The sequence below is a fragment of the Streptococcus sp. GMD5S genome, from assembly GCF_000298715.2.
GTDB lineage: Bacteria > Bacillota > Bacilli > Lactobacillales > Streptococcaceae > Streptococcus.
The window spans coordinates 1-14,721 of record NZ_AJRG02000026.1 but is presented as its reverse complement, the minus strand read 5'-3'; the positions used below and the strand labels follow the sequence as shown (position 1 = coordinate 14,721).

At 42.2% G+C, this 14,721-nt stretch carries 13 protein-coding genes and 1 pseudogene; 13 read left to right on the top strand and 1 reads right to left on the bottom strand.

The annotated features are described in order from the left end of the window. The 8 genes and pseudogenes from GMD5S_RS10620 to GMD5S_RS0209215 all read left to right on the top strand — a co-directional run. Positions 1-112, top strand: a pseudogene (locus GMD5S_RS10620) (16S rRNA methyltransferase); the annotation flags it as partial. Then, the gene (locus GMD5S_RS0209245) at positions 109-1,386 is read left to right on the top strand and encodes a pyrimidine-nucleoside phosphorylase (RefSeq protein WP_001202985.1); all 1,278 of its coding nucleotides are present in this window, start codon (positions 109-111) and stop codon (positions 1,384-1,386) included. The pseudogene GMD5S_RS10620 and the gene GMD5S_RS0209245, both read left to right, overlap by 4 nt. 19 nt (positions 1,387-1,405) lie before the next feature. After that, positions 1,406-2,068, top strand: a complete 663-nt coding sequence (gene deoC / locus GMD5S_RS0209240) for a deoxyribose-phosphate aldolase (RefSeq protein WP_000773690.1) — start codon at positions 1,406-1,408, stop codon at positions 2,066-2,068. Then, on the top strand, positions 2,055-2,444 hold the full coding sequence (locus GMD5S_RS0209235) for a cytidine deaminase (protein WP_000246104.1): 390 nt from the start codon (positions 2,055-2,057) through the stop codon (positions 2,442-2,444). Before deoC ends, GMD5S_RS0209235 begins: the two co-directional genes overlap by 14 nt. A 90-nt stretch (positions 2,445-2,534) precedes the next feature. Then, the gene (locus GMD5S_RS0209230; protein ID WP_001036152.1) at positions 2,535-3,590 is read left to right on the top strand and encodes a BMP family lipoprotein; all 1,056 of its coding nucleotides are present in this window, start codon (positions 2,535-2,537) and stop codon (positions 3,588-3,590) included. 136 nt (positions 3,591-3,726) lie between these two features. Next, on the top strand, positions 3,727-5,262 hold the full coding sequence (locus GMD5S_RS0209225) for an ABC transporter ATP-binding protein (protein WP_000929832.1): 1,536 nt from the start codon (positions 3,727-3,729) through the stop codon (positions 5,260-5,262). Beyond that, complete coding sequence (locus GMD5S_RS0209220; RefSeq protein WP_000038684.1) at positions 5,255-6,313, top strand: ABC transporter permease; 1,059 nt, start codon at positions 5,255-5,257, stop codon at positions 6,311-6,313. Before GMD5S_RS0209225 ends, GMD5S_RS0209220 begins: the two co-directional genes overlap by 8 nt. A gap of 2 nt (positions 6,314-6,315) precedes the next feature. Further along, entirely contained in the window at positions 6,316-7,272 is a 957-nt protein-coding gene (locus tag GMD5S_RS0209215) for an ABC transporter permease (protein ID WP_000029114.1), read from the top strand. Positions 7,273-7,306: 34 nt separating this feature from the next. On the opposite strand, the gene plsY is transcribed toward GMD5S_RS0209215, so the two are convergent. Next, positions 7,307-7,948, bottom strand: coding sequence for a glycerol-3-phosphate 1-O-acyltransferase PlsY (plsY, locus tag GMD5S_RS0209210; protein WP_008289233.1), 642 nt, complete (start codon positions 7,946-7,948; stop codon positions 7,307-7,309). 135 nt (positions 7,949-8,083) lie between these two features. Here plsY and parE point away from each other — a divergent pair, with 135 nt between their 5' ends. The 5 genes from parE to parC all read left to right on the top strand — a co-directional run. Next, positions 8,084-10,027 carry a DNA topoisomerase IV subunit B gene (gene parE / locus GMD5S_RS0209205; protein ID WP_000037269.1) on the top strand — a complete coding sequence of 648 codons (1,944 nt, stop codon included), beginning with the start codon at positions 8,084-8,086 and terminating at the stop codon, positions 10,025-10,027. Between the two features lie 12 nt (positions 10,028-10,039). After that, entirely contained in the window at positions 10,040-10,516 is a 477-nt protein-coding gene (locus GMD5S_RS10615) for a hypothetical protein (protein ID WP_000378451.1), read from the top strand. Positions 10,517-10,917: 401 nt separating this feature from the next. Continuing rightward, positions 10,918-11,430: a hypothetical protein gene (locus GMD5S_RS0209195; protein ID WP_000982617.1), complete on the top strand. Its 513-nt coding sequence runs from the start codon at positions 10,918-10,920 to the stop codon at positions 11,428-11,430. Further along, positions 11,420-12,274, top strand: coding sequence for an aminoglycoside 6-adenylyltransferase (locus GMD5S_RS0209190; RefSeq protein WP_000794837.1), 855 nt, complete (start codon positions 11,420-11,422; stop codon positions 12,272-12,274). Before GMD5S_RS0209195 ends, GMD5S_RS0209190 begins: the two co-directional genes overlap by 11 nt. A 232-nt stretch (positions 12,275-12,506) precedes the next feature. Further along, a partial coding sequence (parC, locus tag GMD5S_RS0209185) for a DNA topoisomerase IV subunit A (protein ID WP_081583149.1) occupies positions 12,507-14,721 on the top strand: 2,215 nt, incomplete at its 3' end.

The following is a 14,721-nucleotide window of genomic DNA, read 5'->3' as shown; positions in this document are numbered from 1 at the left end:
GAAAAAACAAGGGGCTCCAAGTGCTAGAAATAAGATGGAAGACGTTTTTGGAAGTTGTGAAATTGTAAAGAAAGATAAGGGATATTATATCCTTAGAAGTGTGAAAGAATGAGAGCAGTTGATTTAATCCAAAAGAAACGAGATGGTCAAGAACTGACTACGGCTGAAATCAAATGGTTGGTAGAAGGCTATGTGGCTGGAACTGTTCCAGATTATCAAATGTCTGCTTTTGCTATGGCTGTTTATTTTAAAGGAATGACCACACGTGAGATTTCTGATCTGACGATGAATATGGTTAAAACAGGTCAGGAGTTTGATTTGTCAGCTATTGATGGGGTTAAAGTTGACAAGCATTCGACTGGTGGTGTAGGTGATAAGGTGACCTTGATTTTGGCTCCCCTTGTTGCGAGTTTCGGCGTGCCTGTTGCTAAGATGAGTGGTCGAGGTCTCGGCCATACTGGTGGGACAATTGATAAATTGGAATCCATTAAGGGCTACCAAGTCGAGCGAAGTCAAGAGGATTTCATTCGTCAGGTACAGGACATTGGTGTATCTGTCATTGGGCAGTCAGATCAGCTGGTTAAAGCAGATAAACTTCTCTATGCCCTCCGAGATGTGACCGCAACTGTCGACACGATTCCTTTGATTGCGAGTTCGGTGATGAGCAAGAAAATTGCTGCAGGAGCGGATGCCATTTTGCTAGATGTAACGGTCGGTGAGGGTGCCTTTATGAAGACGGTTGATGAGGCACGCGAATTGGCTCAAACCATGGTGGATCTTGGTAAGGCAGTTGGTCGAAAGACGGTAGCAGTTATTACCGATATGAGCCAACCCTTGGGACGAGCCATTGGCAATCGTCTCGAAATCCTTGAGGCAATCGAGATTCTTCAAGGAAAAGGTCGAGAAGATATTAGTCACTTTATCTGCGAGTTAGCTCAGATTATGCTTGGATTGGCTGATGTTGAGAAAACGATCGAGGAAATCCGTCAACACCTGGAAAATGGCCAAGCACTGGCTAAGTTTGAAGAAATGGTAACAGCACAAGGCGGTGATTTAGAAGATCTTTATCGCCCCGTCAAAGTTGCCCATGTGGTGGAAATTCCAGCTCAAGATACGGGTGTTATTTCAGCTCTTCCTGCAATGGAATTTGGCCTCTATGCCATGAGACTAGGAGCTGGTCGTGCAATCAAGTCTGATGACTTGGACTATGAAACAGGGATTGTTTTTGAGAAGAAGGTTGGAGACTCCGTTCAAAAAGGGGAAATTGTTGCAAAAGTTTATACAAATGGAAAAATTTCTTCTGAACTAGTTACAGAATTTCAAAAATATGTTAAAATAAATGATGGAGTGCAAAGTTTACGAGAAATTATAGAAATTATCTCATAAAACCAGGGAGAATCCGAATATGAAGTTAAATAAATATATTGATCATACGCTTTTAAAGCAAGATGCAAGCCAAGAACAAATTGATTGTTTGCTATCTGAAGCGCGTGAGTATGACTTTGCCAGCGTTTGTGTTAATCCCACATGGGTGAAACATGCGAAAACAGGGCTTGAAGGCTCAGATGTAAAAGTTTGTACAGTAGTAGGTTTTCCTTTGGGAGCAACAACTTCAGCTGTGAAAGCTTTTGAAACAAAAGAAGCTGTCCAAAATGGTGCAGATGAGATTGATATGGTTATCAATGTCGGTGCTCTCAAATCAGGCAATCTGGATTTAGTTGAATCGGACATCCGTGCTGTCGTAGAAGCAAGTGGTGACAAGTTGGTGAAGGTCATTATTGAAGCTTGCTTGTTGACAGACGATGAAAAGGTTGTGGCTTGCCAATTATCCCAGAAAGCAGGCGCTGACTTTGTCAAAACATCAACTGGATTTTCAACTGGTGGTGCCACTATTGAGGATGTTCAGTTGATGCGTAAAACAGTCGGACCAGATATGGGAGTTAAGGCAGCTGGTGGAGCTCGTTCATATGCGGATGCTGTCGCTTTTGTGGAAGCAGGTGCTACTCGTATTGGAACATCCGCTGGTGTAGCAATCTTAAAAGGAGAATTGGCTGATGGCGACTACTGAGTTAATTGAACTAGCAATTGAAACCAGCAAGAATGCCTACGTGCCCTATTCTCACTTTCCTATCGGAGCTGTTTTAGTAGCCAAGGATGGTAGTATTTATACAGGTGTGAACATCGAGAATGCTAGTTATCCCTTGACTAACTGTGGGGAACGTACAGCTATCTTCAAGGCAGTCTCTGAGGGGAAACGGGAATTTTCAGAATTGATTGTCTACGGACAAACTGAAAAACCCATCTCGCCATGTGGTGCTTGCCGCCAGGTCATGGTTGAATTTTTTGAACAAGATCTAAAAGTGACTTTAGTCGCTAAAGATAAATCGACGGTCGAGATGACGGTCGGGGAGTTACTTCCATACTCATTTACAGACTTAAATTAGTCTGGGCCGCTCTTGTAGTGGCTGTGGTCCTTGTGGCCAACCAATCCATACTTGCAACATCGTTGCACATCTTATTTAGGAGGTTCAGTAATGAACAAGAAACAATGGCTAGGCCTTGGTCTAGTTGCAGTAGCAGCAGTTGGACTTGCTGCATGTGGTAACCGCTCTTCTCGTAACGCAGCTTCATCTTCATCAGAAATGAAGACCAAAGCAGCAATCGTAACAGATACTGGTGGTGTTGATGATAAATCATTTAACCAATCAGCTTGGGAAGGTTTGCAAGACTGGGGTAAAGAACACAATCTTTCTAAAGATAAAGGTTACACTTACTTCCAATCAACAAGCGAAGCAGACTATGCTAACAACTTGCAACAAGCGGCTGGAAGTTACAACCTGATCTTCGGTGTTGGTTTTGCCCTTCACAATGCAGTTGAGGAAGCAGCAAAAGACCACTCTGACCTAAACTATGTCTTGATTGATGATGTGATTGAAGGTCAAAATAATGTTGCGAGCGTAAGATTTGCGGATAACGAAGCAGCTTACCTTGCTGGTGTTGCAGCAGCGAAAACTACGAAAACAAAACAAGTTGGTTTTGTAGGTGGTATCGAATCTGAAGTTATTTCACGTTTTGCAGCTGGATTCAAAGCTGGTGTTGAGTCAGTAGACCCATCTATCAAAGTCCAAGTTGACTACGCTGGTTCATTTGGTGATGCTGCCAAAGGTAAAACAATTGCAGCAGCTCAATACGCTGCCGGTGCAGACGTTGTCTACCAAGCAGCTGGTGGTACAGGTGCTGGTGTCTTTGCTGAAGCAAAATCATTGAACGAAAACAAAAATGAAAACGAAAAAGTTTGGGTTATCGGTGTAGACCGTGACCAAGCAGCAGAAGGTAAATACACTTCTAAAGATGGTAAAGAATCTAACTTTGTTCTTGTATCTACATTGAAACAAGTTGGTACAACTGTAAAAGATATTGCCAACAAAACAGAAAAAGGTGAATTCCCTGGTGGACAAGTGATTGTTTACTCATTGAAAGATAAAGGGGTTGAGCTAGCAGTAACAAACCTTTCAGAAGAAGGTAAAAAAGCTGTTGAAGATGCAAAAGCTAAAATCCTTGACGGAAGCGTAAAAGTTCCTGAAAAATAATGGATAAAAGTCATTTCTTAGGAAGCGGCCATTGGTCGCTTCTTTAAGAATTGAGGCAATTTTTGTCTCAATAGAGCTTGTTAATGTGATTAGCAGGTTTTATTGAAATAAAATAAACCTCTGAAAGGAAGAGCATATGGCACACGAAAATGTCATTGAGATGCGGGATATTACCAAGGTGTTTGGTGAATTTGTAGCAAACGACAAAATCAACTTGCAACTGCGAAAAGGTGAAATCCATGCACTTTTAGGAGAAAATGGAGCGGGTAAATCCACTCTGATGAATATGCTGGCAGGACTTCTTGAACCAACGAGTGGTGAAATTGTGGTGAATGGTCAGGTTGTAAAACTAGACTCACCATCTAAAGCCGCTGGTCTTGGAATTGGGATGGTTCACCAACATTTCATGTTGGTTGAAGCTTTTACAGTAGCTGAGAATATCATTTTAGGGAGTGAAATCACTAAAAATGGTGTTCTAGATATAGCTGGTGCTACTAAAGAAATCAAGGCTCTTTCTGAACGTTATGGTTTGGCAGTGGATCCAGCTGCTAAGGTGGCGGATATTTCCGTTGGTGCCCAACAACGTGTAGAGATCTTGAAAACACTCTATCGTGGTGCTGATATCCTTATCTTTGACGAACCTACAGCCGTATTGACTCCTTCAGAGATTGATGAGTTGATGGCAATCATGAAAAACCTTGTCAAAGAAGGGAAGTCTATCATTTTGATTACCCATAAACTGGATGAGATTCGTGCGGTATCCAATCGAGTCACGGTTATCCGTCGTGGGAAATCAATCCAGACAGTTGAAATCGCAGGGGCAACAAATGCGGACTTGGCAGAAATGATGGTTGGACGCTCAGTCTCCTTTAAAACGGAAAAACAGGCACCACAACCCAAAGAAGTGGTCTTGTCTATCAAAGACTTGGTTGTCAATGAAAACCGCGGTGTACCAGCTGTGAAGAATCTTTCTTTGGATGTTCGTGCTGGTGAGATTGTCGGTATTGCAGGTATTGATGGCAATGGTCAATCTGAACTCATTCAAGCCATTACAGGTCTTCGTAAGATTGAGTCAGGTAGCGTTGAATTAAAAGGCAAATCAATTGTGGGAATGCATCCTCGACAAATTACAGAACTAAGCGTGGGGCACGTTCCTGAGGATCGTCACCGGGATGGCTTGATTTTGGAGATGATGATTTCAGAAAATATTGCTCTTCAAACCTACTACAAAGAACCACTCAGCAAGAATGGTATCTTGAACTATGCCAATATCACTTCACATGCCAAGAAATTGATGGAAGAATTTGACGTCCGTGCGGCAAGCGAATTTGTTCCAGCAGCAGCTCTTTCAGGAGGAAATCAACAAAAAGCGATTATCGCTCGTGAGATTGATCGTGATCCTGATCTCCTTATCGTCAGCCAACCAACTCGTGGTTTGGATGTCGGTGCCATTGAATATATCCACAAACGTTTGATTGAAGAGCGTGATAACGGTAAGGCTGTCCTTGTTGTCAGCTTTGAATTGGATGAGATTTTAAATGTCTCAGACCGAATTGCTGTTATTCACGATGGTAAGATTCAAGGTATTGTATCGCCAGAAACGACTAACAAACAAGAACTTGGTGTCTTGATGGCAGGTGGAAACTTGGGAAAGGAGAAGAGTGATGTCTAAAAAGTTACAACAAATTTCGGTTCCCTTGATTTCCGTATTCTTAGGAATCTTGCTCGGAGCCATTGTCATGTGGATCTTCGGATATGATGCTATCTGGGGCTATGAGGAGTTGTTCTATACAGCTTTTGGTAGCCTCCGTGGGATTGGAGAAATTTTCCGTGCCATGGGTCCTCTTGTCTTGATAGGTCTAGGTTTCGCAGTTGCCAGTCGAGCAGGTTTCTTTAACGTTGGACTTCCTGGTCAAGCACTTGCAGGCTGGATTCTCAGTGGTTGGTTTGCCTTGTCAAATCCAGACATGCCTCGTCTCGTTTTGATTCCATTGACAGTGATCATTGCTTTGATCGCAGGTGGAATTGTTGGAGCAATTCCAGGTATCCTCAGAGCCTATCTCGGTACGTCAGAGGTCATTGTGACCATCATGATGAACTACATTGTATTGTATGTGGGAAATGCCTTTATTCATGCCTTTCCTAAAGATATTATGCAAAGTACAGACTCAACGATTCGTGTTAGTGCCAACGCTACATACCAGACCCCATGGTTATCAGAGTTGACTGGAAATTCTCGTATGAATATCGGAATCTTCTTTGCAATCATTGCTGTTGGCGTGATTTGGTTCTTGCTCAAGAAAACGACTCTCGGTTTTGAAATTCGCGCAGTTGGTCTCAATCCCCACGCTTCAGAGTACGCTGGTATTTCAGCAAAACGTACAATCATTCTATCAATGATTATCTCTGGTGCTTTGGCTGGTCTTGGTGGAGCTGTCGAAGGTCTTGGAACCTTCCAAAACGTTTACGTTCAGGGATCATCATTAGCTATCGGATTTAACGGGATGGCAGTTAGTTTGCTTGCTGGAAATTCACCAATTGGAATTCTCTTTGCAGCCTTCTTATTTGGAGTTTTGCAAGTAGGAGCACCGGGGATGAACGCAGCACAAGTTCCGTCTGAGCTTGTTAGCATTGTAACAGCGTCTATTATCTTCTTTGTCAGCGTTCACTATATTATCGAACGCTTTGTCAAACCTAAAAAACAAGTTAAAGGAGGTAAGTAAGGATGTCTATTACAACATTACTCACCCTCTTGGTCTCTTCTATGCTGATTTACTCAGCACCACTTATTTTTACGAGTATCGGAGGCGTTTTCTCTGAACGTGCTGGTGTTGTCAATGTCGGTCTTGAAGGAATTATGGTTATGGGGGCCTTTTCTGGGGTTGTCTTTAACCTTGAGTTTGCAGAACAACTTGGAGCAGCTACTCCTTGGATTTCCTTGTTAGTTGCTGGTATCGTGGGAGCTATTTTCTCCCTCATCCATGCAGTCGCTACAGTTCATTTCCGTGCGGACCATGTTGTCAGTGGTACAGTATTGAACTTGATGGCGCCTGCCCTAGCGGTTTTCTTGGTTAAAGTTCTTTATAACAAAGGACAAACGGATAACTTAAGCCAAACTTTTGGACGTTTTGATTTCCCAGTTTTGGCTGATATCCCAGTGATTGGAGATATCTTCTTCAAGTCAACCAGTCTACTAGGTTATATCGCGATTGCCTTCTCTTTCCTTGCTTGGTTTATCCTCTTCAAGACCCGCTTTGGTCTTCGTCTTCGCTCTGTCGGTGAACACCCTCAAGCAGCGGATACCTTGGGGATCAATGTCTACAAAATGAGATATCTTGGGGTTGTTATTTCAGGTTTCCTTGGTGGAATTGGGGGAGCGATTTATGCTCAATCCATTTCAGTTAACTTCTCAGTGACAACTATTGTCGGTCCTGGATTTATCGCTCTTGCGGCAATGATCTTTGGTAAATGGAACCCAATCGGTGCTATGCTTTCTAGTCTCTTCTTCGGACTTTCACAAAGTTTGGCAGTTATCGGTTCTCAATTACCTTTCCTACAAGGAGTGCCAGCGGTTTACCTTCAAATCGCCCCTTATGTCTTGACCATCCTTGTCTTGGCAGCCTTCTTTGGAAAAGCAGTTGCACCTAAGGCAGACGGTATCAACTACATCAAGTCAAAATAAGCATACAAAAAAACGTCAGTTTCAAACTGGCGTTTTATTTTTTTGGATTTTGATGGGTTAGGTTCAATCCCCAAGGGACAAGATTTTCAGTTTTATTTTTGATACGTGTGATATTATCCTTGTGACGAATGATAATCAAGCTAGCAAGTGCTAGGATAATCAAAATGAAGAGAGGGTCATAGCTGTTTAGGATAAAACCAAATAGTGGAAATAGGAGAACTCCGATAACGGCTGCGATAGAAGCAGTAACGCTAGACAGTGAAATCATACTACCTAGATAGAGGCTTCCAAAGAATACGATTGCTAGATAGAGACAGAAGGCAGGCGCAAATCCGAAAACAACTCCAGCGCTAGTTGCGACAGCCTTGCCCCCCTTAAATCCTGCAAAGATAGGGAAAGTATGTCCAATCACAGCCAAAAGTCCAAATACAAGAGGTGATGCACCTTGTAGGTGGAAAAGAATAGGAAGGAGAGTGGCCAAGGTTCCTTTAAAGAAGTCAATCACAAAGGTTGCCATACCCGCTTTCTTACCTAAAATTCGGAAAGTATTGGTTGTTCCGGTGTTTCCAGAGCCGTGTTCACGCAGATTTGTTTGAAAGAAGATTTGTCCAATCCAAAGACCAGACGGAATCGAACCTAGCAAATAAGCTAAAATTAATAATACAAATGTCATCATAGAACTATTATACCATGAAACGGTATAGAAAGTCAGAGAATATCCTGTGAAATTGTGACAGCTGAAAGGGAAAAGCTTTGCAAAATCGCTAGAAAACCTGTAAAATAGAAAAGATGAACAAATAGGAGGTTCCTTGTGTCAAAAAAGGAAATCAATATTAATAACTACAATGATGACGCCATTCAGGTGCTAGAAGGGTTGGATGCGGTCCGTAAACGTCCGGGGATGTATATTGGCTCGACTGACGGTGCTGGTCTCCATCACCTAGTCTGGGAAATTGTGGACAATGCAGTCGATGAAGCCTTGTCTGGATTTGGTGACCGCATTGATGTGACTATCAATAAAGACGGCAGTCTAACCGTTCAAGACCATGGTCGAGGGATGCCGACAGGGATGCACGCCATGGGAATTCCAACTGTTGAAGTTATCTTTACCATTCTCCATGCTGGGGGAAAATTCGGACAAGGTGGTTACAAGACTTCTGGTGGTCTTCACGGAGTTGGTTCTTCTGTAGTCAACGCCCTCTCTAGTTGGCTGGAAGTGGAAATTACGCGTGATGGTGCAGTCTACAAGCAACGTTTTGAAAATGGTGGGAAGCCCGTAACAACTCTTGAAAAGGTTGGAACAGCACCTAAGTCTAAGACAGGTACTAAAGTTACCTTTATGCCGGATGCTAGTATCTTTTCTACGACAGATTTCAAGTACAATACCATTTCAGAGCGTCTTAATGAGTCAGCCTTTCTCTTAAAAAATGTAACCTTGTCATTAACAGACAAACGAACAGATGAATCTATCGAATTCCATTATGAGAACGGGGTACAAGACTTTGTTTCTTACCTCAATGAAGACAAGGAAACCTTGACGCCAGTCCTATACTTTGAAGGCGAAGACAATAGTTTCCAAGTGGAAGTTGCCCTCCAGTACAATGATGGTTTTTCAGATAATATTCTATCCTTTGTCAATAACGTTCGCACGAAAGATGGTGGAACGCATGAGACAGGACTTAAGTCTGCCATTACCAAGGTTATGAATGACTACGCTCGTAAAACGGGACTTCTCAAGGAAAAAGATAAAAACCTTGAGGGTTCAGATTATCGTGAGGGACTTGCAGCCGTTCTTTCTATCCTAGTTCCTGAAGAACACCTCCAGTTTGAAGGTCAGACCAAGGATAAACTAGGGAGTCCTCTGGCTCGTCCTGTTGTAGATGGAATTGTGGCTGATAAGTTGACCTTCTTCCTCATGGAAAATGGAGAACTAGCTTCTAATCTCATTCGCAAGGCTATCAAGGCCCGTGATGCTCGTGAAGCAGCACGTAAGGCGCGTGATGAGAGCCGAAATGGCAAGAAGAATAAGAAAGACAAGGGCTTGCTTTCTGGTAAATTAACGCCAGCCCAGTCTAAAAATCCAGCTAAGAATGAACTCTATCTAGTCGAGGGTGACTCTGCCGGTGGTTCTGCCAAACAAGGTCGTGACCGCAAGTTCCAGGCTATCTTACCTCTTCGTGGTAAGGTGATTAATACAGCCAAGGCTAAGATGGCGGATATCCTCAAAAATGAAGAAATTAATACCATGATTTATACCATTGGTGCGGGTGTGGGTGCAGACTTCTCCATTGAAGATGCCAACTATGACAAGATCATTATCATGACCGATGCGGACACCGATGGTGCCCATATCCAGACCTTGCTCTTGACATTTTTCTATCGTTACATGCGTCCGCTAGTTGAGGCAGGCCATGTCTATATTGCCCTTCCGCCTCTTTACAAGATGTCCAAAGGCAAAGGCAAGAAAGAAGAAGTAGCTTATGCTTGGACAGACGGAGAACTAGAAGAACTCCGCAAACAGTTTGGTAAAGGCGCAACCCTCCAACGCTACAAGGGACTTGGTGAAATGAACGCAGATCAGCTCTGGGAAACAACCATGAATCCAGAAACCCGCACTCTTATCCGTGTCACCATCGAAGACCTAGCACGCGCTGAACGTCGCGTCAATGTCCTCATGGGAGACAAGGTTGAACCACGCCGTAAATGGATTGAAGATAATGTTAAGTTTACGCTGGAGGAAGCGACAGTGTTTTAAGGAGTATGAATAATGGATAGTTCCGGACATTCGATTTTTGGAAGTTATTTGGGTTTGATTTTCTTAGTTTCTTTACCCTCGGCTATTCTTGCATTCTACATCAATAGTCGAAAAAAAAGTTTCCAAGGATTATATGCACCGATTGTATTTACTTTATTTATGATCTTGATGCTTTTATTTAATATGGATTCCTCAGAATCCAGTGCTTTAGTAGCGACTGCTATTATGCTGTTTATTGGTTTTCCTTTGATAGCAGGAGCCTTAGTCTACACACTTATTCGATTGTGTTACGTCTATCCGGAGAAACGGTGGAAGGCTTTTTTGATTTTCCTATCCTATGTTTTAGGCCCCCTATCTGTAGGTATTCTGGGATGGTATGTGGTAAATTTAGTTCAGATCCATCTGTTGACATTCTTGGTAATGATTTTGATGATTCTAGTTTCCTATCTTCCTCCTCTCTATCTCCATTACACCAAACGAAATCAGTAAGACACAGAATACTTTTTGGTAGGGAATAGTGATTAATTGCTTAGATTATGTAAGAGATGGCAAATGGTTTACGATATATAATGAAAAACAATTTCAAACAGCTCTAAGTGATGAAGGAGAGAAATATGAGAACAGAACCCTAAATGCTTGGACTGATTTTAGGAACAGTTAAAACTTTAAAAGTTGACGCTGATAAGAACTCAAGTATCTCCTCTTCAATAATCTGACGGATGACCTCACTCAAGCCCGTTTTTTTCAGGGGGTGGATGCTTCATATTATTACGAAGGGTATAAACTTTACCATACAGGGGAGTTGTAAAGTTCAAGTAAAGGCGACGATCATCTTTTGCATGTAAACAATCGCTAAAACTATTGGAGGTGCTGGATTGATTACGTTATTAATGATGCCTTTTTTCCTTGTTCTCTTGGCCATTTTTGGAATTATATATGATTTAATGAACAATAAAGGTAGAAAAGAGTGTGCTCGTACAGTATCTTTGTTTATATTGAACATCCTCACTATTGGTATCTGTCTATTAGATCTACCAATGGAAAGTAAACCATACTCAGGAATAGGGTTTATCTTATTTTATGCACTTGCCTTCACACCTTTGATGATTGTTTTTTCACTATATACTCTCTATCGGATTGGAAAACATTATAGGTTTTTTAAGAGTAAGTTTGCTATAACACTTCGATTCAATGCTATTTTACTTTTCCTTCTTTCATTAGTAAATACTTTTGTATTATGGAGAAGCTTTCAAATATATCATAGAAACGATATGAATTTGTTATATTTTATTTTAATCGTTTTGGGGATTTGTTCAACTATCCAATTGATCGTAGGAGAGCTTGAGAAGAAAAGAATACGAGGCATCCAAAAACAAGAGGAGCAAGACGGCAATGAAAAATAATTCTATAAAAGATATGTGCAGACAACATAGAAGTGAAGCGCAAATGCTGAGATTAATTTTACAAACCGCAAAAAGTCTAAAAGTCGAGGCTGTCGCCATGTCCGGTTCACGAACTGATACAAAAGCACCAAAAGATGAGTTTCAAGATTATGATGTTGTTTATGTCGTGGACGACTTAGATAATCTAACGAGTAATCTTGCTTGGTTGGACCAGTTTGGAACACGTATCATTGAGCAGCATAATGTTCTAGGTAACCGTCGACTTTATCTCATGCTCTTTGAAGATGGAAATCGGATTGATTTGACCCTCTGTCCTACGGAATATATTCAAGAGTGGGTGGATAGTGAAGCTGATTATACAGTTTTGAAAGATGAGAAAGGCTTGTTTGTGCCCTATTCTCCAAATCCTCAACGTTACTGGACAAACCCAGCTAGTGCGATTGATTTTCAAAAAGCCTGCAATGAATTTTGGTGGGTGTCAGCTTACGTGGTCAAAGGAATCTGTCGCAAGCAAGTCATCTATGCTACTGACCATCTCTATGGGATTTGTCAGCAAGAACTCTTGAAGGTCGTGGCTTGGCAAGTTGCAGCTGATAAGGGGACGATTGATATTGGTAAGAACTATAAATATCTCTTTAACTATCTACCTGCTGAGAAAGAGAAACAATTCTCGAACCTACTTGATTTCTCAAGTTTAGAAAAACTCACTCAGTCTTTATTTGCTACCATGGAACTTTTCCATCAAGAGGCTCATTTCCTTGCTCAAAAAGAGGGATTTGACTATGATATGGAAGTAGCTGAGAAGATGATTGAGTATGCTGAGGAGAGACTTTCAAATCACTAACTAAATGAAGTATATAATTTAAAAGATTAAACTACAGAAAAGATAGTTTAGTTATATATAGTAACTGAACACGGGACTAATTTCTGTAAATTATCCCTTATTCTATAAAAACCACTCTACATTCTTTGAAAGGAGTTGAACACGCCCTAAATACTGTGTGAAAAAGATAAATTCTCTTGCGAGCATCGCTCGCTGTATTTTCACTTTGCATTTTACGGGCTTTGTATCTTATATGAGTAACATTCAAAACATGTCCCTTGAGGACATCATGGGAGAGCGCTTTGGTCGCTACTCCAAGTATATTATTCAAGACCGGGCTTTGCCAGACATTCGGGATGGTTTGAAGCCGGTTCAGCGTCGCATTCTTTATTCGATGAATAAGGATGGCAATACTTTTGACAAGAGCTACCGTAAGTCTGCCAAGTCTGTCGGGAATATCATGGGGAATTTCCACCCACACGGTGACAGTTCCATCTATGATGCCATGGTCCGTATGTCTCAGGACTGGAAAAATCGTGAGATTCTAGTTGAAATGCACGGTAACAACGGTTCTATGGACGGAGATCCGCCGGCGGCTATGCGTTATACAGAGGCACGTTTGTCTGAGATTGCAGGTTATCTCCTTCAGGACATCGAGAAAAAGACCGTTCCTTTTGCGTGGAACTTTGACGATACCGAGAAAGAACCAACTGTCTTACCAGCAGCCTTTCCCAACCTTTTGGTCAATGGTTCGACTGGGATTTCAGCTGGATATGCTACGGACATTCCACCACATAATTTGGCCGAAGTTATCGATGCGACAGTCTACATGATTGACCACCCAACTGCCAAGGTGGATAAGCTGATGGAATTCTTGCCTGGACCAGATTTCCCGACTGGAGGGATTATCCAAGGCCGTGACGAAATCAAAAAGGCCTATGAAACTGGGAAAGGGCGCGTGGCCGTTCGCTCTAAGACGGAGATTGAAAAGCTAAAAGGTGGTAAGGAACAAATCGTTATCACTGAGATTCCTTATGAAATCAATAAAGCCAATCTCGTCAAGAAAATCGATGATGTTCGTGTCAATAACAAGGTAGCTGGTATTGCTGAGGTTCGTGATGAGTCTGACCGTGACGGTCTTCGTATCGCTATTGAGCTCAAGAAAGATGCTAATACCGAGCTCGTACTCAACTATCTCTTCAAATACACTGACCTTCAAATCAACTACAACTTCAACATGGTGGCGATTGACAATTTCACACCTCGTCAGGTTGGGATTGTCCCAATTTTGTCTAGCTATATCGCCCACCGTCGTGAAGTGATTTTGGCTCGTTCACGCTTTGACAAGGAAAAGGCTGAGAAACGTCTCCATATCGTTGAAGGTTTGATTCGCGTGATTTCGATTTTGGACGAAGTCATTGCCCTTATCCGTGCTTCTGAGAACAAGGCTGACGCCAAGGAAAACCTCAAGGTCAGCTATGAGTTTACAGAAGAGCAGGCTGAGGCCATCGTTACCTTGCAACTTTACCGTTTGACCAATACAGACGTGGTTGTCTTGCAGGAAGAAGAAGCAGAATTGCGTGAAAAGATTGCCATGCTTGCGGCTATCATCGGTGATGAACGGACTATGTACAATCTCATGAAGAAAGAACTCCGTGAGGTCAAAAAGAAATTTGCGACTCCACGTTTGAGTACCTTAGAAGACACTGCGAAAGTTATCGAGATTGATACAGCTAGTTTGATTGCTGAGGAAGATACCTATGTTAGCGTGACCAAGGCTGGTTACATCAAGCGTACTAGCCCACGTTCCTTTGCAGCATCTACGCTGGAAGAAATTGGCAAGCGTGATGATGATCGTTTGATCTTTGTTCAATCTGCCAAGACAACCCAGCACCTCTTGATGTTTACAACTCTTGGAAATGTCATCTATCGACCAATCCATGAATTGGCAGATATTCGCTGGAAAGATATCGGAGAGCATCTGAGCCAGACCATTACAAACTTCGAAACGAACGAAGAAATCCTTTATGTTGAAGTGGTAGATCAGTTTGATGATGCGACAACCTACTTTGCAGCTACTCGTCTCGGCCAAATCAAACGCGTAGAACGCAAAGAATTCTCTCCATGGCGGACCTACAAGTCGAAGTCTGTTAAATATGCTAAGCTTAAAGACGAGACAGACCAGATAGTAGCAGTAGCTCCAATCAAACTAGATGATGTTCTCTTGATTAGTCAAAACGGTTATGCCCTTCGTTTCAATATCGAAGAGGTTCCCGTTGTCGGTGCCAAGGCTGCAGGTGTCAAGGCTATGAACCTGAAAGCAGATGATGCACTTCAGGCTGCCTTTATCTGTAACACCTCATCCTTCTACCTCTTGACCCAACGTGGAAGCTTGAAACGAGTTTCCATTGAGGAAATTCCAGCGACCAGCCGTGCCAAACGAGGCCTACAAGTCTTGCGTGAGTTGA

Coding starts and splice junctions, on each gene's coding strand:
- deoC (WP_000773690.1), top strand. CDS start 1,406: ATGAAGTTAAATAAATATATTGATCATACGCTTTTAAAGCAAGATGCA.
- plsY (WP_008289233.1), bottom strand. CDS start 7,948: ATGATGACATTTGTATTATTAATTTTAGCTTATTTGCTAGGTTCGATT.
- GMD5S_RS0209220 (WP_000038684.1), top strand. CDS start 5,255: ATGTCTAAAAAGTTACAACAAATTTCGGTTCCCTTGATTTCCGTATTC.
- GMD5S_RS0209225 (WP_000929832.1), top strand. CDS start 3,727: ATGGCACACGAAAATGTCATTGAGATGCGGGATATTACCAAGGTGTTT.
- GMD5S_RS0209215 (WP_000029114.1), top strand. CDS start 6,316: ATGTCTATTACAACATTACTCACCCTCTTGGTCTCTTCTATGCTGATT.
- GMD5S_RS10615 (WP_000378451.1), top strand. CDS start 10,040: ATGGATAGTTCCGGACATTCGATTTTTGGAAGTTATTTGGGTTTGATT.
- GMD5S_RS0209245 (WP_001202985.1), top strand. CDS start 109: ATGAGAGCAGTTGATTTAATCCAAAAGAAACGAGATGGTCAAGAACTG.
- GMD5S_RS0209230 (WP_001036152.1), top strand. CDS start 2,535: ATGAACAAGAAACAATGGCTAGGCCTTGGTCTAGTTGCAGTAGCAGCA.
- GMD5S_RS0209195 (WP_000982617.1), top strand. CDS start 10,918: ATGATGCCTTTTTTCCTTGTTCTCTTGGCCATTTTTGGAATTATATAT.
- GMD5S_RS0209235 (WP_000246104.1), top strand. CDS start 2,055: ATGGCGACTACTGAGTTAATTGAACTAGCAATTGAAACCAGCAAGAAT.
- GMD5S_RS0209190 (WP_000794837.1), top strand. CDS start 11,420: ATGAAAAATAATTCTATAAAAGATATGTGCAGACAACATAGAAGTGAA.